Annotated in this window: 21 protein-coding genes; 6 read left to right on the top strand and 15 right to left on the bottom strand. The window is 34.5% G+C overall.

Features of this window, described 5'->3' with window-relative positions; genetic code table 11:
• Nucleotides 1–69: 69 nt before the first annotated feature.
• The 5 genes from ung to GJV77_RS00235 form a co-directional block, all read right to left on the bottom strand.
• On the bottom strand, nt 70–738 hold the full coding sequence (ung, locus tag GJV77_RS00255) for a uracil-DNA glycosylase (RefSeq protein WP_155034349.1): 669 nt from the start codon (nt 736–738) through the stop codon (nt 70–72).
• A gap of 86 nt (nt 739–824) precedes the next feature.
• A complete protein-coding gene (locus tag GJV77_RS00250) occupies nt 825–1,460 on the bottom strand; it encodes a LexA family transcriptional regulator (protein ID WP_155034348.1) in 636 nt (211 codons plus the stop codon).
• A gap of 660 nt (nt 1,461–2,120) precedes the next feature.
• Entirely contained in the window at nt 2,121–4,307 is a 2,187-nt protein-coding gene (locus GJV77_RS00245) for a glutamine synthetase III family protein (RefSeq protein WP_155034347.1), read from the bottom strand.
• Between the two features lie 236 nt (nt 4,308–4,543).
• Nucleotides 4,544–5,140, bottom strand: a complete 597-nt coding sequence (locus GJV77_RS00240; protein WP_155034346.1) for a hypothetical protein — start codon at nt 5,138–5,140, stop codon at nt 4,544–4,546.
• A 78-nt stretch (nt 5,141–5,218) separates the two neighbouring features.
• Nucleotides 5,219–5,863 carry an HdeD family acid-resistance protein gene (locus GJV77_RS00235; protein WP_155034345.1) on the bottom strand — a complete coding sequence of 215 codons (645 nt, stop codon included), beginning with the start codon at nt 5,861–5,863 and terminating at the stop codon, nt 5,219–5,221.
• A 108-nt stretch (nt 5,864–5,971) separates the two neighbouring features.
• On the opposite strand from GJV77_RS00235, the gene GJV77_RS00230 reads away from it, so the two are divergent.
• A complete protein-coding gene (locus GJV77_RS00230) occupies nt 5,972–7,063 on the top strand; it encodes a lipase family protein (RefSeq protein WP_155034344.1) in 1,092 nt (363 codons plus the stop codon).
• A 362-nt stretch (nt 7,064–7,425) separates the two neighbouring features.
• Here GJV77_RS00230 and GJV77_RS00225 read toward each other — a convergent pair whose 3' ends face one another.
• Nucleotides 7,426–10,860, bottom strand: a complete 3,435-nt coding sequence (locus GJV77_RS00225) for a methylmalonyl-CoA mutase family protein (RefSeq protein WP_155034343.1) — start codon at nt 10,858–10,860, stop codon at nt 7,426–7,428.
• A gap of 442 nt (nt 10,861–11,302) precedes the next feature.
• On the bottom strand, nt 11,303–13,324 hold the full coding sequence (locus GJV77_RS00220; RefSeq protein WP_155034342.1) for a tetratricopeptide repeat-containing sensor histidine kinase: 2,022 nt from the start codon (nt 13,322–13,324) through the stop codon (nt 11,303–11,305).
• Nucleotides 13,325–13,733: 409 nt separating this feature from the next.
• Between GJV77_RS00220 and GJV77_RS00215 the strand changes: the two genes are divergently transcribed.
• Nucleotides 13,734–14,591, top strand: coding sequence for a hypothetical protein (locus tag GJV77_RS00215; RefSeq protein ID WP_155034341.1), 858 nt, complete (start codon nt 13,734–13,736; stop codon nt 14,589–14,591).
• A gap of 58 nt (nt 14,592–14,649) precedes the next feature.
• Here the strand turns inward: GJV77_RS00215 and GJV77_RS00210 are convergent, their stop codons facing one another.
• Together GJV77_RS00210 and GJV77_RS00205 are read right to left on the bottom strand one after the other, a co-directional pair.
• Nucleotides 14,650–16,428, bottom strand: a complete 1,779-nt coding sequence (locus GJV77_RS00210; protein WP_155034340.1) for an aminopeptidase P family protein — start codon at nt 16,426–16,428, stop codon at nt 14,650–14,652.
• A 128-nt stretch (nt 16,429–16,556) separates the two neighbouring features.
• Nucleotides 16,557–17,663 carry a hypothetical protein gene (locus GJV77_RS00205; protein WP_155034339.1) on the bottom strand — a complete coding sequence of 369 codons (1,107 nt, stop codon included), beginning with the start codon at nt 17,661–17,663 and terminating at the stop codon, nt 16,557–16,559.
• Between the two features lie 279 nt (nt 17,664–17,942).
• On the opposite strand from GJV77_RS00205, the gene GJV77_RS00200 reads away from it, so the two are divergent.
• On the top strand, nt 17,943–18,791 hold the full coding sequence (locus GJV77_RS00200; RefSeq protein ID WP_155034338.1) for an EamA family transporter: 849 nt from the start codon (nt 17,943–17,945) through the stop codon (nt 18,789–18,791).
• 624 nt (nt 18,792–19,415) lie between these two features.
• On the opposite strand, the gene GJV77_RS00195 is transcribed toward GJV77_RS00200, so the two are convergent.
• On the bottom strand, nt 19,416–19,616 hold the full coding sequence (locus tag GJV77_RS00195) for a hypothetical protein (RefSeq protein ID WP_155034337.1): 201 nt from the start codon (nt 19,614–19,616) through the stop codon (nt 19,416–19,418).
• A 104-nt stretch (nt 19,617–19,720) separates the two neighbouring features.
• Between GJV77_RS00195 and GJV77_RS00190 the strand changes: the two genes are divergently transcribed.
• From GJV77_RS00190 to GJV77_RS00180, 3 genes are all read left to right on the top strand, one after another.
• A complete protein-coding gene (locus GJV77_RS00190) occupies nt 19,721–21,121 on the top strand; it encodes a glycosyltransferase (RefSeq protein ID WP_155034336.1) in 1,401 nt (466 codons plus the stop codon).
• Between the two features lie 217 nt (nt 21,122–21,338).
• Complete coding sequence (locus tag GJV77_RS00185; RefSeq protein ID WP_155034335.1) at nt 21,339–21,914, top strand: LPXTG cell wall anchor domain-containing protein; 576 nt, start codon at nt 21,339–21,341, stop codon at nt 21,912–21,914.
• Nucleotides 21,915–22,084: 170 nt separating this feature from the next.
• Nucleotides 22,085–22,303, top strand: a complete 219-nt coding sequence (locus GJV77_RS00180) for a putative signal transducing protein (protein ID WP_155034334.1) — start codon at nt 22,085–22,087, stop codon at nt 22,301–22,303.
• 88 nt (nt 22,304–22,391) lie between these two features.
• On the opposite strand, the gene GJV77_RS00175 is transcribed toward GJV77_RS00180, so the two are convergent.
• The 5 genes from GJV77_RS00175 to GJV77_RS00155 all read right to left on the bottom strand — a co-directional run bounded on the left by GJV77_RS00175 (nt 22,392) and on the right by GJV77_RS00155 (nt 25,759).
• The gene (locus GJV77_RS00175; RefSeq protein WP_155034333.1) at nt 22,392–23,351 is read right to left on the bottom strand and encodes a helix-turn-helix domain-containing protein; all 960 of its coding nucleotides are present in this window, start codon (nt 23,349–23,351) and stop codon (nt 22,392–22,394) included.
• A gap of 86 nt (nt 23,352–23,437) precedes the next feature.
• The gene (locus GJV77_RS00170) at nt 23,438–23,932 is read right to left on the bottom strand and encodes a DUF2938 domain-containing protein (RefSeq protein WP_155034332.1); all 495 of its coding nucleotides are present in this window, start codon (nt 23,930–23,932) and stop codon (nt 23,438–23,440) included.
• A gap of 147 nt (nt 23,933–24,079) precedes the next feature.
• Entirely contained in the window at nt 24,080–24,643 is a 564-nt protein-coding gene (locus GJV77_RS00165; protein WP_155034331.1) for a hypothetical protein, read from the bottom strand.
• A 98-nt stretch (nt 24,644–24,741) separates the two neighbouring features.
• Nucleotides 24,742–25,203: a MarR family winged helix-turn-helix transcriptional regulator gene (locus GJV77_RS00160; protein ID WP_155034330.1), complete on the bottom strand. Its 462-nt coding sequence runs from the start codon at nt 25,201–25,203 to the stop codon at nt 24,742–24,744.
• A 22-nt stretch (nt 25,204–25,225) separates the two neighbouring features.
• The gene (locus GJV77_RS00155) at nt 25,226–25,759 is read right to left on the bottom strand and encodes a DUF1569 domain-containing protein (RefSeq protein WP_155034329.1); all 534 of its coding nucleotides are present in this window, start codon (nt 25,757–25,759) and stop codon (nt 25,226–25,228) included.
• Between the last annotated feature and the right edge of the window lie 253 nt (nt 25,760–26,012).

Below are 26,012 nucleotides of genomic sequence, written 5' to 3'. Positions count from 1 at the left end.
AAGATAATCATTTTAATGTCTTATGTAAGACTCGTTAGTCGTAGACTGTATCTAGTAAGCTATAAAGTATTATACTTGCCAATCTATAGCTTTTAATCCTTTAGATACTAAGTATTCATTAGTCTTCGAAAAAGGCTTACTACCATAGAATCCTCTATACACAGACAAAGGAGACGGGTGTGCTGTTTCTATAACTAAGTGTTTTGATCGATCAATACTCTTTCCTTTTTTCTGCGCATAACTACCCCATAAAATGAATACTACTCCTTCTCTATCCTCTGCAATCTTTTTAACAATTGCATCAGTAAAAGTTTCCCAGCCTTTTTTTTGATGAGCACCTGCTTGCTTTTCAACTACTGTTAGCGTAGCATTTAGAAGCAATACACCTTGAGTAGCCCAAGGAGTTAAATCACCGTTCAGTTTGTTATTAATACCGAGGTCGTCTTGTAGTTCTTTGTAGATGTTAACTAAGCTAGGCGGCAGCTTTACACCTTTACTCACGGAAAACGAAAGTCCATTTGCTTGAAAAGGCCCGTGATAAGGGTCTTGCCCAAGAATAACTACTTTCACATCATTTAGAGGTAAGAGATTTAAGGCACTAAAGATTTGTTCCTTAGGAGGGTATACTTTCTTTGAAGCATACTCAGCTGCAACAAATGCTTCTAAAGATTTATAATAAGGCTGTATAAATTCCTCTGCTAATATCTCTTTCCATTGGCTATTTAATAATTCTTTCATGTCATATCGTATTGAGATTGACAAAAATAAAAAAGATTAGGACAACAGTGCTAATCTTTTCAACTACTCTAACTAATAAATACCCTTTAGTCACCTAAGTTTTTAAAATTAGGTAAGAATGATCCGCGTACACAGAATAGTTCTTTTATCTCTTTAGGATTAACCTCTAGGTTTTCGAAATTTGTATTATCACTGATAAACAAAAGTTTACCATTCTCTAATGTTCTTTTGAAGCGATAGATCATAATCCCTCTATTCTCTAACGTGAATAAGTACAAGTGCCATGGGTGAAGATCTCTCAGAGTGATCTTTTTAGTAATAACATAAGAACTTACTTTAATAGTAGGATACATATTCTCAGTTATTACTTGAAAAGCAGTATCAACTTCTTCAGTTGTTGGGAATATATAAGTTGGCGCACTAGCCAATGCTTTATCTGGATTCAAGAAATACTCAAAGTGATGATCTGCAGGAATTACCTTAACAGTTCTACTCTGGTCATTAATAGGAAACAAACATGATGAATCACTATAAAACAAATCATTTAAATTGATTTTGTTCTTTTCACATAATTCTATTATACTATCGTATTGCAGACTATCTCTTTTTTTCCAAGAAGAGATTGTATTTGGCTTTACGTTTAGAATATTAGATAATTCTAAGTCAGTCTTGATGCCTAGCATCTTTTTCAACTTTTTGATTACAGCAGTAGCGTTTTGCATTTTACACAATTTTTAATTTTTTCTAATCTTTTTAATTTCAATCATACTTCTCACTAAATCAGTATGATATTTCACTACAAAGATACTTCGCATTTAATCAATTGCAGTTATACAAATCAAAGTGTTTTATGAATTTTAACAATTTAAAAACACATAATTATGTATAAATCGACTCATTAATCAAATATTATGTTTACTTATTCGGTATTTAGTTGGTATTATTCAATCAATTCAGCTCTTTTATATAAAATGTTATTCATGACAAAATAGCGTGTTTTAACATTTGATTAATAAAAAATACCCGAAATAGATAAAAAATCATTAACAGTTTATATCCTCAAATTCTAGTGTTACTTCACTAATTGAGTCTAAGCTATCAATAATATTGCCAAAAGAGACATAAAAAGCTACTACACTATTAAAATAGCGCAAAAAAAATCATGTTTTATACTATATTATATACGTTAAATAGCTTAAAACAAAACAAATAGAGTTATTCAAAGAATTTAATCACATGTTTGATAGTTTTTTTATTTATTTGCTAAAATGGCACTACTAATATATCATTAAGATAGTATGAGCATATAAAAAAAGCCTTATCAATGAAGACAAGGCTTTTTTCTAGTAAGTGTTGTGTTGTATAGCGATTAATTAATGCTCTTAATTTGTGAAAAGTAATTCTCTGTACTTTGTCAATGTCCAAAGCTCATTATCTACTTTCATTTCTAATTTGTCACTGTGGTATCTAATGATATCAAAATAAGGCTTCACCTCTTCACAGTACACGCGTGCTTGCTCCTCAATATCTTCGATATTGTTGGCTTTCTTTCTTGCGTTGGTCATATCCGTAACCTTTGCATTAATCTCGGCAATGTGGTAACTGATTTTCTTAATAATTTGAAGTTGTTCACTTGCAATACTATTAAAATCAGTATCTCCAAAGATTTCTTTCAAACCTTTCACATTTTCGATTACTAAGTTTTGGTAGCGAATAGCTGTTGGTATTACGTGGTTTCTAGCAATATCACCTAATACACGCCCTTCGATTTGGATACGTTTAACGTATTCTTCCAATTCTATTTCATAACGCGCTAATACTTCTTTACGCGTCATTACTTGCATTTCTTCAAAAAGAGCAATAGTCTCTTCTGATTTCTTAACTTTCAGTGCTTTTGGCGTTGTTTTGTTATTGCTAAGCCCTCTTCTTTCAGCTTCTTTTTCCCATCCTTCACTATATCCATCACCTTCGAACAAGATACGCTCACTTTGCTTGATATATTCTCTCAATACATTGAAGATAGCTTCATCTCTTTTCAAACCGTCATTATTCATCAATAGATCCACTTCTTTTTTGAAGTCTCTCAATTGTTTAGCCACGATTGTATTAAGTACTGTCATTGGTCCAGCACAGTTAGCTGTTGATCCTACTGCTCTAAACTCAAACTTATTTCCTGTAAAAGCAAATGGAGATGTTCTGTTTCTATCGGTATTGTCTAATAATACATCTGGAATCTTACCAACTACATTTAATTTTAAATCAGTCTTCTCTTCTGGCGATAATTTACCATCAGTTACTTCTTTCAGTTCTTCTAAAACTTTAGTCAATTGTTGACCAATAAATACTGAAACAATAGCTGGTGGAGCTTCATTAGCACCTAGACGGTGATCATTACTTGCAGATGCAATAGCTGATCTCAATAGTTCTTCATTCTCATTAACTGCTTTAATAGTATTAATAAAGAATGTTAGGAATTGTAAATTGCTCTTAGGTGTTTTGCTTGGACTAAGTAAATTAACACCAGTATCCGTTGCCAACGACCAGTTGTTGTGTTTTCCAGAACCATTTACTCCTTTAAAAGGTTTTTCGTGGAATAACACCTTGAAGTGGTGCTTCTCAGCAACTTTCTTCATTACGTCCATCAACAATGAGTTGTGATCCACGGCTAGATTCGTTTCTTCGAAAATAGGCGCTAACTCAAATTGGTTTGGAGCTACCTCATTATGTCTTGTTTTAACCGGAATACCTAATAAGATACAGTTATTCTCTAAATCGTGCATATAATTCAATACACGTGTAGGAATTGATCCAAAGTAATGGTCGTCTAACTGTTGTCCTTTAGCGGCAGTATGTCCTAATAAAGTTCTTCCTGTCGTTAATATATCAGGTCTAGACTCTGCTAGAGCTGAATCAACAAGGAAGTATTCTTGTTCCCAACCTAGTGTTGGTGTTACTTTTTTTACATTTTTATCAAATAACTTAGCAATCTCAGTAGCTGCATCGTCAATAGCGTTAATTGCTTTTAATAGAGGAGTCTTGTTATCAAGTGCTTCACCAGTATAAGCGATAAATACAGTAGGAATACACAGTGTAGAACCAAAGATAAACGCTGGAGAGGTTGGATCCCAAGCTGTATATCCACGAGCTTCAAATGTGTTTCTAATTCCTCCATTAGGAAAACTAGAAGCATCAGGCTCCTGTTGTACTAATTGACTACCGTTAAACTTTTCTACAGGATCACCGTCAAACTGAGTTTCAAAGAAAGCATCATGCTTCTCTGCAGTTGTTCCTGTTAAGGGCTGAAACCAGTGTGTGTAATGAGTAACTCCTTTAGATAGAGCCCACTCTTTCATACCTAGTGCGATATAGTCCGCCAGTCTTCTATCTATTTTGATACCTAACTGAGCATTCTTAACGGCTTGGTAAGCCTCAGGGGTTAAGAATTGACGCATAGACTTATCATTAAAAACATTGTCACCAAAAATTAATGATTTTCTACCCAGCTCTTCTACTTTAACAGGTTCTCTTGACGCTGCTTTCTCAATTGCTCGAAAACGAAATGTTGACATAATTATAGTTTTTTGAAGGCACCCCCTCTATTAATGATGCAAATGTAAGTAAAAGTTCAAAAAAACACATCACACCCCCCTTTGTTTTTTTTAATTTATTTTTAAAATCACACTTCTTACTATTCATACCCCCCCTAAAACACCCCGTGCTTTATACAAAATGTGCATTTTTGATTAAAAACAAAAAACGACAGCCTAAAATTAGACTGTCGTTTTAATGCCTTTGAACCGTAATTCTATAAATTGATTACGTCTTCTTCTTTGATATTATACTTTTTCACTACTTCTTCATAGCTCATAGTCGGTTGTGAAGAAATTGAGTTAGTTGATTTTAATTGAATTGGATCTTCTCCTAAGATATATACAAAGCGGAAGGTCAATCCTTTTATATAACTAAGCGAACCATTCTTTCCAAATACTTTGTCAAAATACATAAGGTTATCTTCTCCTCTAGCAAATAAATCGATGTAGAAAGGTGCTAGGTTATAATAATAGTCAAGGTCTGAACGCTTTTGTTGGCCATTTACATTGATTAGTAAGTTGTCATATCTTCGAGGAAGAGGTGTCCATACGGGCGCTCCATCTTCTACTCCATCTAAAAAGAAAACCATGACTGCGTCTCCAAAACCTAAATCATACGGATGTTCAATCGCGTACGAATCACTTACCTTAGGATCCTGCTGACTTGATTGAAAAGAGACATTTTTCTTTTCATAAACTCTAGTTAGAGGTCCGGGTACTCCAGGAGCCCCTTGTGGTCCATCTGGACCTGTACATCCTACAGCTATTACTCCTAAAACAAGAGCGATGATTGCGCTAATAAACTTCTTCATAATTTCATTTTTTTATTTTCAAATTCTAAAGTAGTCTTTTTAGTATACAAATACTACTTATTAACTTTAATTTAAAATCTAGTCTTGGTTCAATGCTCGTTTTACTTCTTCTTGAATATCTTCATAACGCTTGGCTAATTCTGCACTTATTTTCTTCGCATTTTTTTTCAATCCTTTTAATTGAAACCCATAGACCATACTTGAAATACCTATAAAAATAAATGTAAAAGCTGTCCAATAAACAATGGTAAAAGCTCCAAATGATAAGTTAGCAACCATCATAAAAGAGAAAATAAGTCCCAATAAGGAAAGTAAGAAGATTCCTAGCCAATTCTTAACTCCATAATCTTTCAGTTCGAAAGCAAGTGTCATTCCTCTAAACGATTTAAACATTAATGTTATACCTATATATATAGGTAATACGCTCATAGAAAATAAAGGAGAAGTAATTAGTACGATACCTAATAAAGTATCTATAACACCAGCGAATAACAACCATCCCCAGTTATCTAACTCTTTTCGGTTGGCGATTGCAAAGACTAGCTCTGAAACTCCTGAGAATAAAAATAAGATACTAAATAGTGACGTTAATGCCACGTAAGAGGTTAATGGAGTACTAAAAATATAAATACCACTAACTACAAAAAAGACGCCCAATAGCACAGGGATATACCAGTGCTTAATACTACTTCTGATACGTCTTAAGATACTTAAATGTTCCATAATTATGTTTTTTAATTTATTCTAGTATTCGTATTATATCCATCAATAGATGTAAATTTGTGTTTAATTCTATTCTTCTTTATAAATTTAAGATAATATCCTGTATAAATGAAAATAAATTCACTCTTAGCGACTTTACTATTGTTCTTTAGTCTAGTGACTTATAGCCAACAATTAAAACCTTCCTTTGATAAACAAGAGGTTATACATAGTTTAGAACTAGCAAAAGATCTTCATAAGTCCTTTGCTAAGGATACGCTGTATACACTGACTAACTATACGCGTATTTATGAGTCAAAAGAATTAGGCTTGACAAATAAATGGGCGTTGTATAAGAATGATCAAAATATCTATGAGATTGCTGTCCGTGGATCTGTCAATAAAGGATTAAGCTGGATGGCTAATTATTATGCGGCAATGATTCCTGCTGAAGGAACACTTAAACTAGAAACAGATAAGATTGTAAACTATCGCTTATCGGATGATCCGAGAGCGGGTACACATGCTGGCTGGACAGTAGCTACATTATATTTATTAGAGGATATTCAACCTAAACTTGACAGTATAATAGCTACAGGGGCTCGGGAAGTAATCATCTCTGGGCATAGCCAAGGTGCTGCCATTGCTTACTTACTAACAGCTGCAATAAATCAACAAAAGGCATTACACCAATTACCTAGTGACCTAATAGTAAAGACTTATGCTATAGCTCCACCCAAACCAGGAAATTTATATTTCAATTATAGCTATGAAGCGACAACTAGAAATTGGAGTTATAGTGTGATTAACACCCTGGACTGGGTACCAGAGGTCCCTCCAACAGCTCAAATGCTGACCGACTTTAATGAAATTAGCCCATTTGCAGAGGAAGAAACTAATGCAATGTTTAAAAAGATTAGCTGGCCAAAACGCTGGTTTGCCCAAGGTCTATTTAAAGGACTTAAAAAACCTTCTAAAAAAGCTGTACACAAGTATAATAAGTATTTAGGCTCGTTCATTTTTAAACAGATTAAAAAGGACCTACCTCATTTAGAAGAACCGACATATATGAAAAATGCAAATTATCACAGAGTGGGTAACCCAGTTATTTTACAAGGTATAAACGACCAAGAGTACATGGATAAGTTTAATACCTCAAAAAGTACAATGACACATCACAATCCTCCGGCTTATCTGTATTTAATAAATAAGTATTTGTAAAACCTAACACAGCGGATATACCTATAGTAACCAAAAAAAGAGACTATTATAGTCTCTTTTTTAGTAATATAATTTTTCAATTATATAGTTATAGTTAAGTTAGGGTTGTTCACATTTTGTAAGGATTTTTTTATTTCTTTACGTTGTCACAATATACTAACTTTATTTATTAATACTATTCTCTCATAAAACTATATTTATTTTTATCAAAACTACAATAATATCATAAAAAACAAACGAATAGTAAATCTATGCTTTAATATGATAATGAGTAAATTTTATGTTTTAACACTGTTTTTGCAATAAAAAGCACTCCTGATTACTCAGAAGTGCTCTATTTGTATCATTTAAGTTGTCGATTATTACATATTTCGTCTATACTGTCCTCCTACTTCAAATAAGGCTGAAGTAATCTGACCTAGCGAACAAACTTTAGAAGCATCCATTAAAGCTTCGAAGATATTGCCATTCTGAATAGCAACTTCTTGAATGCGCTCTAACTCTTCTTTCACTAAAGCTTCATTTGCTTTGTTTAAGTTCTCTTTCGTTTTGATCTGAAACAACTTCTCTTCTTCTGTAGCTCGGATAACCTCTGCTGGGACAACGGTAGGAGATCCTTTGGAGCTCAAGAAAGTATTTACCCCGATAATAGGGAATGTACCATTGTGTTTCAACGTCTCGTAGTACAAAGATTCCTCTTGAATTTTAGAACGTTGATACATTGTTTCCATCGCACCTAGCACTCCCCCTCTTTCTGTGATTCGATCAAACTCTGCTAATACAGCTGCTTCTACTAAGTCGGTTAATTCCTCAATGATGAACGACCCTTGTATTGGGTTCTCGTTTTTAGCTAATCCTAGTTCTTTATTGATGATTAACTGTATCGCCATTGCTCTACGTACAGATTCTTCTGTAGGAGTTGTTATGGCCTCGTCGTACGCGTTAGTATGAAGTGAGTTACAATTGTCATAAATAGCGTAAAGTGCTTGTAGTGTAGTACGGATATCATTAAAGTCTATTTCTTGTGCGTGAAGTGAACGTCCTGAAGTTTGAATGTGGTACTTCAACATCTGAGCACGCTCATTGGCACCATATTTATTCTTCAGTGCTTTTGCCCAAATACGACGAGCTACACGTCCGATAACTGCATACTCTGGGTCAATACCATTAGAGAAGAAGAACGACAAATTAGGACCAAAGTCATTAATATTCATCCCTCTACTTAAATAATACTCTACATAAGTAAATCCATTAGCTAATGTAAATGCCAACTGTGTAATTGGGTTCGCTCCTGCTTCGGCAATGTGATATCCTGAGATAGATACAGAGTAGAAGTTACGCACGTTCTTTGTGATAAAGTACTCTTGCACATCTCCCATCAAACGCAGTGCAAACTCTGTAGAGAAGATACAGGTATTCTGTGCTTGATCTTCTTTTAAAATATCAGCTTGTACTGTACCGCGTACTTGTGATAAAGTATTCTTTTTAATTTCTTGGTAAACTTCTTGAGGTAGTACTTGGTCTCCTGTAACTCCTAAAAGCATTAGTCCTAACCCATCATTACCCTCTGGTAAGTCACCATTATAACGAGGTCTCTCTACCCCTTTATTTTTGTATATTTCTGCAATCTTTGCTTGAACCTCTGCCTCTAATCCATTTTCTTTGATATAGATTTCACATTGCTGATCGATAGCTGCGTTCATAAAGAAACCTAATAACATAGGTGCAGGTCCATTAATTGTCATTGACACAGAAGTCAAAGCGTGTGCAAGGTTAAATCCTGAGTACAGCTTTTTAGCATCGTCCAAACAACAGATAGAAACTCCTGCATTACCAATCTTTCCGTAGATATCAGGACGGTGTCCTGGATCGTTACCATAAAGGGTAACGGAGTCAAAAGCAGTCGATAATCGCTTGGCTGGCATCCCTAAAGATACGTAGTGGAAACGTCTATTCGTACGTTCTGGCCCTCCTTCTCCTGCAAACATACGCGTAGGGTCTTCTCCCTCGCGTTTGAAAGGATAAAGCCCTGAAGTGAATGGAAACTCCCCCGGTACATTCTCTTGTAATGACCAACGCAAAATATCTCCCCAAGCTTCATACTTAGGTAAGGCGATCTTAGGAATCTGTAGGTGTGATAAACTTTCTGAATGCGTTGCAATCTTGATTTCTTTATCACGTACTTTAAATGAATATATTGGGGTATTATACTTATTTACTTTCTGATCCCACATCAAAATAACTTCCCAATTGTATGGGTCTAAGTTCATCTTCACCTTGTCAAATTCCTTCAACAACAAATTGATGAACAATTGTGTATCTGCATCTTTAGAAGCTATGCTTTCTTCAACTATTCCTGACTTATCAATCTCTGGTAGCTTACCTGCTACTGTTTCTACAGTCTTGAAAATACCGTATAATTTCTGAGCCACCTCTTTTTGAGTTAGTACAGTCTCATCGTATTTTCGGTTGTTTTCGGCAATCTCTGATAAGTAACGCGTACGATTTGGTGGGATAACAAACACCTTCTCACTCATCTCCTTCGTGATTTCGAAGTTAGTTTTCAAGTCTGCTCCTGTCTTCTCTACTACCTTATCCATAATAGCTTTGTACAAAGCATTAGTTCCTGGATCGTTAAACTGAGAAGCAATCGTACCAAACACAGGCATCTCATCAGGGTTTACATCCCACAAGTTATGGTTGCGTTGGTATTGTTTCTTCACATCTCTGATAGCATCTAATGCCCCACGTTTATCAAACTTATTGATGGCAACGATATCTGCAAAGTCAAGCATATCGATCTTCTCTAACTGAGTAGCCGCACCAAACTCTGGTGTCATGATGTATAATGAAGCATCTGAATGGTCTAAGATCTCTGTGTCTGACTGTCCAATTCCTGAAGTCTCTAAGATAATTAAGTCGTATTTTGCTGCTTGAAGTACTTGAAGTGTTTCTTCAACATAACGCGATAATGCTAAGTTAGATTGACGAGTAGCTAGCGAACGCATAAATACACGAGGATTGTTGATAGAGTTCATGCGAATACGATCACCTAATAAAGCACCTCCTGTCTTACGTTTAGAAGGATCCACAGACACTAAGGCTACTGATTTCTCCGGGAAGTCAATCAAGAAACGACGAACTAACTCATCTACCATTGACGACTTACCTGCACCACCTGTTCCTGTGATACCTAATACTGGTGTGTGTTTATGTTTGTCTTGGTCAAACTTGAATACTTTAAGGAAGTCTTCCTCTCTATTTTCTGCCAATGAGATTAAACGAGAAATAGTTGTTACATCTTTATCTGCTAAAGACTGATAAATATCTTTACCTTCTGGTAACTGTAGATCCATCGTAGGGAAGTCAGCCTTCTCTACCATATCGTTAATCATGCCTTGTAGTCCCATAGCACGTCCATCGTCTGGAGAATACAAACGAGTAATTCCGTAATCCATTAGTTCTTTGATCTCACTTGGAAGGATAACTCCTCCTCCTCCTCCTACAATTCGGATATGTCCTGCTCCTTTTTCATTTAAAAGGTCATACATGTATTTGAAGTACTCATTATGACCTCCTTGGTATGAAGTCATTGCTATAGCATTAGCGTCTTCTTGAATGGCTGTATTTACTACTTCTTCCACACTCTTGTCGTGTCCTAAATGGATCACCTCACATCCTGTAGATTGAATAATACGGCGCATAATGTTAATGGCTGCATCGTGCCCGTCAAATAGAGCCGCAGCTGTAACTATACGCACCTTATTCTTAGGTGCATAAGGCATATTTTGTTGCATAATTCTTACTTTATAGTTTTTTGTAGAATGCCAATATAATAAATATTCGCTAATTTCACTACAAGCCCTATAATATTTGACTCAAGAGTTAACCAAAATAGATTTAATAGACTATAAAGGTAGGTCTTGGAGGTTTGAAGAGCTAATACTTATTAACTATAAAGTAATTTATTATCTTCCAGTCTCGTTTTGGTCTTAGTCCTCTCTTCTTTCATAAAAAAACCTTTTTTCGCAAGAAACTAAGACTTTTTTCGAAGGATAATGAAAGAACTCTTTTGAATATTTGTAAAATTAATTCATGTGATTGATTATAAACAAAGGGGTAAGAGCAAAGAGAGGGTAAGTCTGATAACCTCTTAAGTTTAACCATTTACTCCAAATTTAGTACTTCACAGACCTAACGTTATTTTTTTGAAAATCAGCAACTCTTTAATCCTATTAATTAGCAACACTCAATCACAAAAGACACGGAAGTTCCTTTATTCACTTTACTATCTATGACTAGCTTGCTATTCATTGCCGTTATGCGCTCCTTTATATTAGTGAAGCCTATTCCTCTATTTGTGCGATTTGTTTTAAAACCTACTCCATTGTCTTTGATCATTACTTTAAAACTATTTGATCCATATTGCTTTATGGTTACATCACATCGCGTTGCTTTAGCATGTTTATGTACATTCTGCAAGCATTCCTGTATTATTCTATAAATGTGAACTTTGTACTGATTATCTAAATCTTCAATACACAAGTCTTCTGCTAAACTTACTCTAAATGTAGTTTGCTCACTTCTATTTTGCATCTCTACTAATTCGTGTATTAATTGCTCAAAACGATTGATGCGCAACTCCTCTTTATTGGCTAGAGCATGTGATACACCACGCAAGTACAGTTCTACATCTTTGACTTCATTAATAAGCGCTTCCTTGTGTTCATCAACCGAGTTTTTATCAGTCTGCATTAATAAAAATCGTGTCACAAATAGCTTATTTAATACCCCATCGTGAATCTCTTTGGAGATCTCCTTGCGCTCTAAATCTCTTGCTTTGGTTAATTCATTTTGTGCATCTAATATAGAGTCATAAAACTTCTCTGTATCTTTTTGAAACAATTTAACTAGTGCTATTTCTTTAGATTTTTGTTTAAATAACAAAGTAAAGAAGATTACAATAGCAGTGAAAAACAACACTGCACTAATGCGTGTGATTAGCTTTTTCTGACTTAGCAAACTATCATTTACACGTTGTAAATTGTCCGCTTCATAACTCAATCGAGCAAAGGTATTCTTGATCATATTATTCTCATTGAGAATCTGTTTATTTATGCTTTCATAGCGCATAAAGTTATGATTGTAATTTTCTTTACTATACTTTAAGTAAACGGTCAACACCTTTTTTTCTAACATTAAGTCATGTGTAGTCTCAGTATACTTCATTACCTCTTGGAGCAACTCACTAGCAACGTCCTCTTGATTACTTTGATAATAGTATTCCGCTAATAGGGCTTTATAAGTATAGAGTTCCTGTTTGTTGTTAAACTTTTGCTGTAACGCTATCGCCTTTTTTAAGTTGGCTTCTACCGGAGCATAATTTTGACTTAGTAGGTCTACTTCCGCTAGATTAAAAAGCAAATGTCCCAACATCACTGAATCATACATAGACTCATTGACTATGTAGTTATTAATTGTATTATTGATTAGCTCTTTGGCTTGACCATAATTACCCTGCTTGATATACACTTCTGCCATAGTAGTGTAGATTGTCAATTTATTTAGGCGAATGGCGTCAGCGTTGAAATAGGCCTTGATATCGTTATTCTCTAGGAGAGTCAGGGCGTATGCTGATTCTTTTAATGCTTCTTCGTATTGATCTAAACCAGCTAATGCATTTGCCATGATCAAACTTTCAGAATATTTTGCTTTAATACTCTTGTGTTCTCTATTGAGTGACATTGCCTCTATGATTTGAGACTGCCCTTCTGTAAATATATTGTGATTTAACAGCAGTACTGCTTTTGCTGCATATACTTCTTCTAAGTGGACAGAATCACCAATAGTTTTGAATAAATACTCTGCCTTAGTATAATTATAAAAGGTACTATCTGTTTGAAATTGTTTATTAAAATACCTACCTAACAAGAAATAAGCATGTGCTTCGTTCTCTAAATCGCCTTTTCGCCTTGACAACTTAAACAATTGATCGATATATGATCGGTCTGCTCCTATCAATAGAATATAGTTGCGCAATAACTTTCTAACCTCTTCAGTACTTCCTTGTGCTAAAAGCAACTTACCTACTGAGTCAGCAGCTTGTTTGGTTTCATTAGTTGCACTAAATCGATTATATGTATTGATATAAGTACCAATTTCTTGGAGCTGCTGGTTTTTTTTATCTATTCTTCCTTCACAACTAAAGAGAGTTATAAAAATAAGAATGCCAAGTATATATTTTAATGTATTGATAACCATATTGTCTCGATAAGTGCCTTAGCTGTTTATACAACGGCATATACAAAAGTAAACAAATCTTTAAGATTCATACTTAAACAATTATAACATGAGTAAATATAAATTATTTTAAAAGATCTTATAAACTTGTCTATTTTTTATGTCACAATTTTACACTTTAGTCTATTTATTCTAATTCTTTACTCAAAGTAATCGCTGTTTGAAGAAAAATATTATTCCTAAAATAAGAATATAGCAAAGTATGTACCACCTATAAGCTTTGAATTGACAATTTGAAAAAAAAGAACTCACTATTTTGCTTTATTCTAATTAATCAATCTGAAAAATTAATATTCACATAACAATTGATTATGAATATTTTTTTATATACATTGTGACTCCATAACGACAATCAAAAACAACAAACATTATGAAACAACAATTATTTGATGTTCTATGCTCTAAAGTTGACAGCTTTATAGCACAGTTCGAACAAATACCAATTAACAAAATCAATGACGGTTTAGCATGGGAACAGTTCTATTTCACTTATTTCTCATCTATGACGAATACTTTGATTAGCTCTATTAATCACTTAGATTACGTACAGTTCCAAAGCTCAGTTGTTGTTCCCAAAAGCGTAGATAATATCTGTTTGTCTTTCGACAAAAACAATCAATTAACTCGTGCCATTGACTTTAACCAACAGAATCCAAGTCATCAGTTGATAGCTAAGTACCTTGCGGATAATTTAGAGAAAATTCGCACGACAAAAGAGACTGATAGCTATCAAAAAATCTTCTGTAAAGATGTGGTAAACGACAAAAAGTATATTATCTCTGGTACATCTTACCTAAATAGTCGTACACATAATATAACATTGAACTTCTGTATTATTGAAGTAAAAACAGAGGCTAGACCAGCAAGTAGTAATTCATTTACTCCTTCCATCGATAGATCCATTTGTAAAGAAGTATTTGAGAAATTTATAAAAGTAGATGATTGTACTACGGCTTCTGCAAGTAATATTGCTAATAGCATTGGGCTTGATCTAACTACTTTAAACAATAATTTCAAGTATTACTACGGTGATGAGATGGTGAAGCATTGTAGAAAGGAACGTCTACTAAAAAGCCTAGAACTCATTCTATTCTCTTCTGATGAAATAGATGATATTGCTAATAAATATGGTTTTTTAAACGGGGAGCAATTACTAACTAACCTAAATGCTATTCCTCATATTGACACGAATAATCTAATTCGCTATAATAAAAATGCACATTGCTAAGGATATAATTAAAAAAGCCGATTACGTAGCGTAATCGGCTTTTTTAATTATAGTAAGCTTAGATTGCTTTTGTTTTATCTTTTAACCAAATTGCTTCTTCTTGAGTTAATTTAGGTGATAAAGATTCATAAACCCAAGCATTGTAATTGTTCAACCACTCTATATGTGTCTTTTCTAACAGTGAAGTATCCACTAAGTCTGTTGCGATATAACAAATAGTCAGTGTCTCAAAGTCCATAAACTCTCCAAACTGATTAGTGTCTAAATCTTTCGACAATACTAAGTTCTCTATTCGAATACCGTGCTTTCCTTCGCGATATAACCCTGGCTCAATCGAAGTAATCATCCCTACTTCGATAGCGATATCTGTTGGTGTTGGATTGAATACATGTGGTCCCTCGTGAACATTCAAGAAGAAACCAACGCCATGTCCCGTACCGTGTCCGTAATTGCGCATTGTAGCCCAGATAGATCGTCTAGTAATTGCGTCTATTTGATACCCTCTAGTACCCTTTGGATAGATTGCCATTGAGCCTTCTATTGTTCCTTTTAAAGTAATAGTATAATCTTCTTTCTCTTCCTGCGTAAGCTTACCTAATGATACAACACGCGTAATATCGGTTGTCCCTGTTTCGTATTGACCTCCTGAATCTACTAAAAGAAGACCTTCTGGTTTTAATGTATAATTGCTATGCGGCTCAGCTTTATAGTGAGGCAATGCTCCGTGGTCTTTGTATCCAGCGATAGTGTCAAAGCTGATATCCTTAAACCCTGGTTGTTCTGCACGTAAATCTCTTAAGTAGTCTGCAATACTCATTTCTGACAACTCTGCTGATGCCACATTCTCTTCTATCCACTTAAAGAATTTAGTCAAAGCTACCCCATCGTTAATCATCGCTTTGCGCTGGTGGTTGATCTCTACCTCATTCTTTATCGCTTTCAACATTGTAGAAGGATTTATATCCTCTAAGATTGACGTACCTTTAGCTACTGAATCGTATGTAGCAAAACAAGTGCGCTTAGGATCGAGTAGAATAACATCAGAAGCTGTCAATGTTTTTAGATAGTCTTGAACTTCTGTATATCCTTTTATTTCTACTCCATGAGAAGCTAACTCTGCTTTAACTTCTTGAGATAACTTAACAGCATCAATAAACAAAATCGCTTTTGACTCATTAATAAAAGCAAAGCCTAGAGTAACAGGGTTACATTTTACATCTGTTCCTCTAATATTGAATAGCCAAGCTAAGTCGTCTAGAGAAGAAATCAAATGAGCAGTAGCTCGTTTTTGCTTTAATACTTGACGTACAGCTGCTATCTTTTCAGTAGTAGATTGACCTGTAGTGGATATTGGCAAAGTATATGCTTGTTCTGTTGGCAAACTCGGTCTCCCCTTCCATATAGGGTCTAATAAGTCAACATGACCATTTACTTTTACTCCTATTGGCTCTAAAGTTGATTTAACTGCATTCGCTACAGCTAGAGAAGCTAGATTCCCATCAAATGCCACAGTTGCTCCAGTAGGAAGCTGCTCTCCTAACCAAGTTACATATTCTGGAGCGTGTTGAACTTTAAGTTTTACTAACTCAAATCCAGAGTCCTCTAGTTGTTCTTTCGCTTGGACAAAATATCTTGAGTCCGTCCACAGTCCAGCAAAGTCTTGTGTAATAGCTAATGTTCCTGCTGAACCTGTAAATCCTGAAGTCCATGCAATACACTTATAATAATCGGGTAAGTACTCACTGATATGTGGATCTGAAGAAGGAATAATATAACCATCTATTCCCTTCTCTTTCATCAAAAGACGGATCGCTGATAATTTCTCTAAATATGTCATTTCTAAAATAAATTTTTCAAGCTAAAGGTACAAAATGCTATAAACTAGACACAAGTATTTTTGTTAAAATGCCAATGCACAGACCTAGAGCTTATTATATGATATAATGTGTTCATTTTGAAACACGCTTATTCCAACACCGTATATTTACTCTCCTTTTCAGGCTTAAGAATCAATTGATTTGATGAGACTATTTGCGTATAATCAAAGTCTTTTAAAATAACATCTCTTCTAAAAAGCTCTGGAGATCGCATTATACTGACAACTAAATGATAGAGGTAACTCTCCTTATCAATAGACTCCCCGACGACAATGCGCATGTGTAGTGGTTTTTTTTCTCTGCCTCTTTTATACTTAAAGACCAATTGATTTTTGACCTGCCAATCTTCAAGTGCGTAGTTTTCTAGATATGCGTCCCATACCCCCTTGCCTTCAGCGGTCGTTGTTATTGCTCTTTTCTGTTCTAACCCTACATTAGATATAGTCGCTTTAGTTAATACTCCCTCTTCTTTCTGTTCATTATCATACGAAATACTGTTAATTGTAATTGTATTTCCCTTTCTCAACACGGCATAGTACTCTATACTCTTAGGTTTGTGAATTGTCAAGGTAAAGAAATCTTCTGTATCCGAAAAAACAAAATTTAAAGTGTCTTCTGACGAAATTAGTTGTTTACTTGTTTTACTCTCTTTAATGCGAAAACCTTCTGGGTCAGAAAAGCTTTCTATTGTAGGAGAAACAGCCCCTACGGGTAAACTATAAAAATAATCTAATGCTTTTTTATTAGCGTGTACACTAGAGGTCAGAAAAGATAGGTAATGCTTATCTCTATCGAAAACATATACTTGACTAGGTTGATTATTCTGATAGAATGTATATCTGTTTTTATCTTTGCCAAACGAAAGTGTGTCTAAGACAATACCACTTACCACTGCATCGTTTTGATAGACTGCATAAAACAGTGTTTGCTGTTTGTTGTTTTTGTAAATATATTCTTTTGCGGAATGATCAAGTTGTAGCGCTGCTAACTCATCTGGTACTGATGTATTAGCATCAGCAAAATTTGAAACTCTTCGCTCGATTTTCAAACTATCATCTTCCACTCTACTATATTGAATATACGCTATATCTTTTACGTGACGTAGTTCTCTTGTCCAGATAGAGGTATTTTTGCCTTCTGTATGCTGGGCAAATGCACTTCCACTAATCAATAAAAATAATATGTATTTTTTCATAATCAAGTTTATTTAAATACCGCTGTCAAGTATAAATCAAATTTACAATATTCTGACCAATAAAGAAAGAGTTAATCTTTTACAGACCACAAGTAGTGACTATACGCTGTTGATAGAAATAGTAGAGTAAAAAGAATAAACTAGGCCACCCACTCTATTTTTGATGCTAGGAGCCGTTTTTGTTGCTCTGTGTTTTGACAACAGTTTAATTTAATCTATTTTTGATTGTTTAATCCCAAAGATTAAAATAACAATCCTAACTCCAAAACACTACAATTAATGAAAAAAACACCAAAAGGCTCTGCAGTAAGTGCAGCTTTACTGTCTATGGCATGTGTACAGGGCGGTGCTTCTGTAGCTAAGAGCTTATTTCCCCTTGTTGGTGCTACCGGAACGACGACTTTGCGTATTGGTCTTTCAGCTATCTTATTAAACCTTATTAATAGACCTAAGATTTCACAATTTTCTCGCAAGCAATGGTTGTATTGTTTTTATTACGGTGGATCGATCGCATTGATGAATACTATTTTTTATCTAGCGATACAGCGCATACCTTTGGGACTGGGTGTGACTATAGAGTTTATAGGTCCCTTATTTTTAGCTTTAGTACTCTCTAGAAAGCTATTAGATATTCTGTGGGCGCTACTGGCCGGAATAGGTATTTTATTAATCGTTCCATGGAAAACTGACCATGTTGACTTACTTGGTTTAGGATTAGCTTTTTTGGCTGGTGTATTTTGGGCATGTTATATCTTTATGGGAAGCAAAGTTTCCAAAGAGATGAACACCAATGAGGCCGTATCTGTCGGTTTGGTATTTGCAACACTGATCATTATACCGATAGGCTTATACGCTGGTGGTTTAGAGCATTTGACCTGGACTACATTTGGCTTAGGGCTATTGGTAGCCATACTGTCAAGTGCATTGCCTTTTAGCCTCGATTTATTAGCCTTAAAGCAGTTACCCGCCAATACTTTTAGTATTCTAACTAGCTTACAGCCTGCCTTTGCAGCGCTGTCCGGTCTGTTGTTTTTGAGTGAAAAACTAAGTTTAGTACAATGGCTTTCTATACTGTGTGTAGTAAGTGCAAGTATAGGCACTACCTTATTTAGCAAGCGAAAATCCTAAAGAGATATACACACTAACCACTTTTGTTTGAAGTGGTTAAATACACGACATACAATCTCACACTATACAATAGTCGATGATCTTAAACACTATAGCTATTGATCTACCAAAGCTAATATCTATGATTGACCACAATAGCTGTTAATATTCCTAGGTAGTTCATCTTTGATATACGTAAGTTTGACCTGATACGCTAAGTGAAATATAGTGTTTTTTACCATTCTCAAAACGAACCAATGATCCTGGCTTAAAAGTTAGTTTGCAACTTATAAAACAAGGCTTAAACATTATTTATGTAAGTCTTGTTCGAGTCGTCTTCGGTAGAAGTCCCGAAAATTAAGGGAGTTACCGAACACGACTCGCAGAAGTATCGGGTAAAGCCTTACAAATACTGACTTCAGTAATGTTTTAATAGTGTTTTAGAGAAAAGTCAATAAGGCAAAATGAGAAAACAAAACACCTTAGGTATTGATGTTTTTTACTTAAAAAGATAAGTTGATTTAGATACTTTGATTAGTGTATTTCTTAGAAATTCTTTTCTTATCACACAAGCCTAATGCAATAGATACTACTTTTTATCAAAAACGCTTTAATTTTCATTAAATCGTTTTTGATATATCCACCTTACTGATTGACTAAACTATAATCTCTACTTAATGTGTCTTTGTCTAGCGTTAATTCTTTTCTACTTAAAACACTTGCCTTCTTTATAAAGATATCGATTACCTGTTTCACTGTTTTATCCCCTCTCATATTGTGGCTAAATTCCACAACCTGTCCATCTATTTTATAGTAAAAACAGGGATATAAGGCATTCTGAGCCATTGGCACGCATATTGAAATACATTTAGTACCCAATAAGATTACTTATTCTAAATAAAGAATTCCAATCAGTATTGATTGATCGTAATCTACAAAACACTTGAAATATGCAAACAATCAAAACAACTCCAGAAAATAGGAAATCTACTGAAGGCTTTACCAAAAGAATTAGCCGCCTTTTCCAACCAGGAACAAATAGGAAAAAAGACCTTATAGTCTTAGCACTTACTTTTGTTGCCATGATTGGTTCTGCTTTTTTATTCTTTGAACTAAAGCCTTATTTTGATCAACTTCACCAAGAAAGACTCAATACCATTTGGGGAGGAATATTCTTAAACGTCACTTTCGCCTTATTGTGCATCCAAATGGCTTTCTTGTTGTTTATCGTTGTATTATACATGAAGTACAAGCCAATCTCATCTGTATCAGATGAAGAACTACCTACTTGTACAGTCATTGTTCCTGCCTATAATGAAGGAAAGTTAGTTTATGAAACACTATATAGCTTAGCCGACAGCCAATATCCAGTTGATAAATTACAAATTATCTCGATAGATGACGGAAGTAAAGATGACACTTGGCAATGGATGCTTAAAGCAAAAGAAGAACTGGGAGATCGAATAGATATCTATCAACAGCCAAAGAATATGGGAAAAAGACATGCATTGTATCGCGCCTTCAAGATAGGTAAAGGAGAAGTGTTTGTAACTGTTGACAGTGATTCCATCGTAACCCCAGAAACATTGAGAAACTTAGTCTCTCCATTTGTTACAAATAAGGAATGTGGAGCAGTTGGTGGAAACGTTCAAGTACTAAACAGTAAGGACGCAATGATTCCAAAGATGCTAAATGTAAGCTTTGTCTTTAGTTTTGAGTTCATTCGCTCTGCGCAGAGTGCCTTAGGATCAGTATTATGTACACCAGGAGCACTAGCAGGGTATCGAAGAGAGGCTGTAATGAATTGCTTAGAAGACTGGATTAACCAGACATTCATGGGGCAGCCTTCAGATATTGGTGAAGATAGAGCGATGACGAACATGATTTTAAAACAAGGTTACCACGTTTTATTTCAACGCAATGCCTATGTGTTTACCAATACTCCTGAGCGATACAAAAACCTTTACAAGATGTTTATTCGTTGGGAACGAAGTAATGTTAGAGAGAATATTATGATGAGTACTTTTGCCTTCAAGAACTTTAGAGAAGGTTCAAAAATAGGTCCGAGAATATTACTTATCAATCAGTGGATCAAAGTAATAATGGCCTACCCTATTTTGATCATGATGTTGCTGTTCATAACTACACACCCTGTATTATTTATTGTATCAACATTAGCCGGAATATTTGTTTTCTCTAGTATTCAAGTTTTATTCTATTCAAAACGCTATAATGTATTAGAGTCATTCTGGGCTTATCCATATAGTATATTCTATACATTTACACTTTTCTGGATTACGCCATACGCAATCGCTACCGCAAGTAAGCGAGGATGGCTAACAAGAGGTTAGATGTACTTTTGCTTATATATTGATTACTTCAAACACCTTCAATTCTCGAATTGAGGGTGTTTTGTTAAGAAAACATTACAAAATATTCATTTGTAAAAAAATAAAAACAAAAAGGACTTCTTTTTATTAAAAAGGCTTGAATTTACTAGGCTTAAAATGAAATATAGTCTTATATTAGCCCTGCTATTAGTATTATTTACATAAATTAAATCACTTAATGAAAAAACAAATTATTCTTACCGTTTCCTTACTAACATTATCAACCATTACCTTCGCACAGGACAATAAGAATAGTATAAATAATCAGTTTACTACCCTTTTAGAAGAATCAACTAATTATCAATCATATAAAGTTGTTTCGAAAGAAAGGCTATATAATCTACAGAAGAATGTAGGAGACTCTATTGAAGCTCTTCAAAAGAACATTGATCAGGTAAACAACCAAATAAAAGAACAAAGTTCAACGGTAGATTCGTTATCTAATAAGCTAAATACCATACAAGGAGACCTTGATCTAGCCTTGCAAAAAGAAAATAGCTTTGAAGTATTTGGTACTATTACAGAAAAATCTACTTATCAAACCATAGTATCTGCTATCATTGGCCTATTGCTTATTGGGTTAGGGATTATTTTTTTCCGCTATAAGAAGAGCCATACAGATATTAAAGATGCTATCAAGAAACTAGATGACACAGAGTTAGAACTAGAAGAACTGAGAAGGAGCTCACTGGAAAGAGAACAAAAAATACGTCGTCAATTACAAGACGAAATAAATAAGAATAAACAGGCATAATTGTCAATTATACTTATAAAAGATCCAATAGTTGTACTTAACTATTGGATCTTTTGTATTTATTAAAGACTACAATCATAAGAAGGCAGTAAGTTTTTACCGAATAATTTACCTTTTAAAAGGTTATTAATCAAAAATAGTTTAATTTAGAGAATATAAAAACTACTATTATGAGTCATAAAAAACTATATGCTGGAAGCGAAGTAATGGTGCTAGCTGTCAGAAACTTATTAGAAGACCACAACATAGGCTATATCATCCGTGACGATATAGAATCTGGTATCGCTGCAGGATACGGCACGTTAGGTAAGGCTGTTAATGTCTTTGTTGAAGAAACTGATTTAGATAGAGCTAAAACTTTATTAAAAGAAAATAATATTGAAGATTAGAAAAACAAAAAGCACAGAAATATTCTGTGCTTTTTTCACAACTATTTTCAAGCAGCTATTACAAGAGATAAACCATAGATAAGAACAGTTAATGCTGCTTGTGTTTCTTTCTATATTGCAATGGTGTAATCCCTGTTTGTTTTTTAAAAAAACGACTAAAATATGATTCGTCTGTAAAGTTTAACTCCTCAGCTATCATACTTATCGTATCACTTGTTTGAATTAATCTAGATTTAGCTTCTTCTGCAATTACTTTGTAGATGTATGCACTAGCCGAAGCTCCTACAATTTCCTTGACTGTGTCATTTAGATAATGTGGGTGAATATTCAGCAGACTAGCATAATCACTAACCTTTCTCAGTTGAATTGCTTTTTGATTAACTAGCAACTGAAACTTTGCTGCCAACTGTTCTTTTCTAGACAATACATAGATGCGCTCAGGTGTTCGAAAGTTGTAGATTCGCTCCGATTCTAATAAGATAATATTTAAGAACATACGCACAAGTAAGTCATCGTTAAACGTAGCTTTTAAAGCCACTTCACTTTGCAGTTTCCAAAACAAGTGCTCCATCATCGTTGATTCTCTCTGCGAAAGATTGATAAAAGGAAGCTGTCCTATTTGAAAAAAAGGAAAGTTGTTTAACTTAATCTGATGTTTTAAACACAGGAGAAAATAGTCAGCATCAAATAGACACATAATACCTTTTAAGTCATCACTCCAAGATTCTATAGCATGCAATTGATTTTCTGCAATAAAATACATTTGATTAGCAGAAAAAGTATAGCGATGATGACCTATAACCTCAGTTGCCTCCCCTCTTGTTATAAGCACCATTGTATAAAAGAGTTTACGCGTCTGACTATTCAGATACGACTGCTTAATAGCGCGAAGGTCATTTAAGGAAAACAGCTCTAAGAAGCCTGCTTTATTATCGTATGCCAGCTTATCACAATCAATACAACTAGTCGCACTCTCCGACTCGGGAAAATACATATCTATAAACTCCTGTGGATTCTTTACCTCTTTAAACTTCTCTTCTTCCTCCATCACAAATACTGATCAAAATTCGACTAAAATGACTATCTATTTATACAGCCTTTCTTACAAAGATACAGTAAGTCCACCTAACTTACTCAATATTTGATAAGCATACTCAATAGTAAACCTGCTAAATAAAGTCCAACTCCATAAACTGTATGAGCCTGAAGACTGCGTAGTCTTGCTATTGTAGGCTTTGGTGTCTTTGAAGCAGCAAATCCAAAGCCAAAGGCAGGCTGCATAATAAAGAAAGGAGCAACCGTAGTCAATACTCCAACAATCAAAGCGGGTAGCAATGTTGGTTGATCTACCCACTGGAGTCCTTCAATCAACAATAACACAAGTGCAAAAGCAATACCTATACTATAATGTGCAGCCCAACCTATAGCGTGTTCTCCTCTCACACTATGGGCTTGTATAATATTGGGACAAGTAAATTTTCCTTGACTAAACCCTCCTATCCACCTTCCTACAAGAGCATAATTCAAAGAAGGAATACCAAAGATTTTCAACAGTAACAAGGCAAACAAGTCCATAACAATGGTTGCACCTATACCAATAAATATAGCGTAAATTAATAAGTTATTCATTTGTAGCTGTTTTTAATTACAGAAACAAAAGTAATACAAGCCCATGGCTAAACAGCAACCTATATCACATACAAAACAGTACAATTCACAGATAACATTAAAAAAGCCCGTGAAGTTTTCACGGGCTCTTAAAAATTAAATCTTTTTTTACCAAGGTCTTTTATCTGTTATTACAGGTTTGGTTAAATCAAACTCTACACTAAACTGAGAGGTTCTATCTACGCGTTTTAAGTTATAAGTAAAAGTCTGCTTATTCACAGTCACGTACCATACATTACCGGCAATACTAGGCAGCATATCTACTGTCTGTTGATCAGCTGGAAAAAACTGTATATCAGACATCCCTGTATTCGTTGCTTTACCTCCATACATTGTCAGCTTATCTGGACTGCCGTCTTCATGTCTATGATCGTGCTTAAGTTCTATTGTTCTATCATCCTGAGTAAAAACCCATGTCCTAGAGAGATCTTCACCTACAAAAAAAGGTATTTTAATCTGATTATCTTGACAACTCATCACATACATAATCAATTCTTTGTCCTTAAAGTCATTGGGAACAGGTGTAGATACGATATTTCCTTTAAAAGCTTTCCCCACCAATTGACACAATTGTTGCATAAATGCCTTTGGAGCTGACTGATTTGCTTGCTCTTGAGCATTTCCAATAAAAGAAGTAAAGCTAAGCGCTAGAAGTAGTACTATTTTTTTCATTTGTTTTTGGTTTATAAATAAACACCAAACATAGCTATACTGTACAAGTTGAGCAAATCCTATAGTTACTTTCTATAACACAACCAGGCAAAAGGCATTTAAACATCTTTACTTTTATCCCAAAGAGCTTTCATATTTAGATCTAACACCCCTCTATAAGGCCCTAAGGTGTCAAAAAAAGCATCATCTACAGCCTTAACTACTACTAGTGCTTTTTTTAATAAATCACCTCCTAAAGGGCTTAATTTAATAATTTTCGCCCTAGTATCTATAGGGTGGTCTTCCCTAACGACTAACTTCTTGTCTTCTAAAGTTCTCAACACTTTTGAGACCATCATACGATCGGTATTGCTGTGTTGAGCTATATCAACTTGGGAAACAGCTTCCTGTTCTTTACTCAACCAAGCCAAAGCAGCTAAAATAACAAACTGCGTATGCGTAATATCTAACTCATCAAGCTTGCGCTTCATTGAGCGTTGCCAAGCCATGGTGACTTGCCATAATAAATACCCTGAACTCTCTTCTGGTACATTGAAGTGAAAATCGACTGGTTCATTCATAGTTCTCTTCTTTAGTATGTTTTTATTGATTAGAAAAAAGTACTTTATCTAGTTCTTTTTTCTGTCTTAAATGATGTACCCAGTGCATCACAATTAACTGATACCATTCCTCTGCATTGAGATAACCAAAGGCAGGATGTGGTGTTTTTCCACTGCTAGTTGAAGCGATTTGATCCTTTAGTTTACTCATTAAATCCAGCACTTGAAGCATACCCTCACTGACTTCTTTTTTAGACTTTGGAGCTTTAGGCGTATAGTCGTCCGAAGCAGGTACTTTTATCTTTGCTGGAGGAAATTTATTCAGCACTTTAAAGACTAAAACACCTTTAATATTCTTATTAGTAAAAACGTCTTTTTTACTATTTAAACAAGCTAAAATAGCAGGTGCCTGAAACTCAGTTACGGATTGAATTAAGTGGTTGTAAACTTGTCCAATTGTCCAGGAGTCTACTGAAGTCGGTTGGCATATTTGGTCGTCTGAGTACATTTTTAAAGCTATTTCCCACTGGTTATAGACCTCTAAAAACCTATTGTAATTGTCTTGTATTGTTCTCATTTCAATTATTTTGTTGTTGCAAATATAGTAATCACGACAACATAAACAAAGGTAATTAAAAATAAATTAGATTGTTAATTTAAAATCAAATTAATATCAACTACAAATCAGTTAGTTATATCAAATTAATTAAAGTTTAACTTAAAGATATATTTAAACTTTTCAAAACAAGCCATAAACAAAGTATTTGATTAATTATATCAACAATTTTATCATCTAAGCTGTATTTTAAGATATTATTTAGATAATTAAA

It is taken from the genome of Myroides pelagicus (assembly GCF_009711055.1).
Lineage (GTDB): Bacteria > Bacteroidota > Bacteroidia > Flavobacteriales > Flavobacteriaceae > Flavobacterium > Flavobacterium pelagicum.
This window is presented reverse-complemented; position numbering and strand designations above follow the sequence as displayed.

Coding starts and splice junctions, on each gene's coding strand:
- GJV77_RS00240 (WP_155034346.1), bottom strand. CDS start 5,140: ATGAAGAAGTTTATTAGCGCAATCATCGCTCTTGTTTTAGGAGTAATA.
- GJV77_RS00200 (WP_155034338.1), top strand. CDS start 17,943: ATGAAAAAAACACCAAAAGGCTCTGCAGTAAGTGCAGCTTTACTGTCT.
- GJV77_RS00250 (WP_155034348.1), bottom strand. CDS start 1,460: ATGCAAAACGCTACTGCTGTAATCAAAAAGTTGAAAAAGATGCTAGGC.
- GJV77_RS00190 (WP_155034336.1), top strand. CDS start 19,721: ATGCAAACAATCAAAACAACTCCAGAAAATAGGAAATCTACTGAAGGC.
- GJV77_RS00245 (WP_155034347.1), bottom strand. CDS start 4,307: ATGTCAACATTTCGTTTTCGAGCAATTGAGAAAGCAGCGTCAAGAGAA.
- GJV77_RS00220 (WP_155034342.1), bottom strand. CDS start 13,324: ATGGTTATCAATACATTAAAATATATACTTGGCATTCTTATTTTTATA.
- GJV77_RS00160 (WP_155034330.1), bottom strand. CDS start 25,203: ATGAATGAACCAGTCGATTTTCACTTCAATGTACCAGAAGAGAGTTCA.
- GJV77_RS00230 (WP_155034344.1), top strand. CDS start 5,972: ATGAAAATAAATTCACTCTTAGCGACTTTACTATTGTTCTTTAGTCTA.
- GJV77_RS00165 (WP_155034331.1), bottom strand. CDS start 24,643: ATGAAAAAAATAGTACTACTTCTAGCGCTTAGCTTTACTTCTTTTATT.
- ung (WP_155034349.1), bottom strand. CDS start 738: ATGAAAGAATTATTAAATAGCCAATGGAAAGAGATATTAGCAGAGGAA.
- GJV77_RS00205 (WP_155034339.1), bottom strand. CDS start 17,663: ATGAAAAAATACATATTATTTTTATTGATTAGTGGAAGTGCATTTGCC.
- GJV77_RS00235 (WP_155034345.1), bottom strand. CDS start 5,863: ATGGAACATTTAAGTATCTTAAGACGTATCAGAAGTAGTATTAAGCAC.
- GJV77_RS00215 (WP_155034341.1), top strand. CDS start 13,734: ATGAAACAACAATTATTTGATGTTCTATGCTCTAAAGTTGACAGCTTT.
- GJV77_RS00175 (WP_155034333.1), bottom strand. CDS start 23,351: ATGGAGGAAGAAGAGAAGTTTAAAGAGGTAAAGAATCCACAGGAGTTT.
- GJV77_RS00170 (WP_155034332.1), bottom strand. CDS start 23,932: ATGAATAACTTATTAATTTACGCTATATTTATTGGTATAGGTGCAACC.
- GJV77_RS00155 (WP_155034329.1), bottom strand. CDS start 25,759: ATGAGAACAATACAAGACAATTACAATAGGTTTTTAGAGGTCTATAAC.
- GJV77_RS00225 (WP_155034343.1), bottom strand. CDS start 10,860: ATGCAACAAAATATGCCTTATGCACCTAAGAATAAGGTGCGTATAGTT.
- GJV77_RS00210 (WP_155034340.1), bottom strand. CDS start 16,428: ATGACATATTTAGAGAAATTATCAGCGATCCGTCTTTTGATGAAAGAG.
- GJV77_RS00195 (WP_155034337.1), bottom strand. CDS start 19,616: ATGGCTCAGAATGCCTTATATCCCTGTTTTTACTATAAAATAGATGGA.
- GJV77_RS00185 (WP_155034335.1), top strand. CDS start 21,339: ATGAAAAAACAAATTATTCTTACCGTTTCCTTACTAACATTATCAACC.
- GJV77_RS00180 (WP_155034334.1), top strand. CDS start 22,085: ATGAGTCATAAAAAACTATATGCTGGAAGCGAAGTAATGGTGCTAGCT.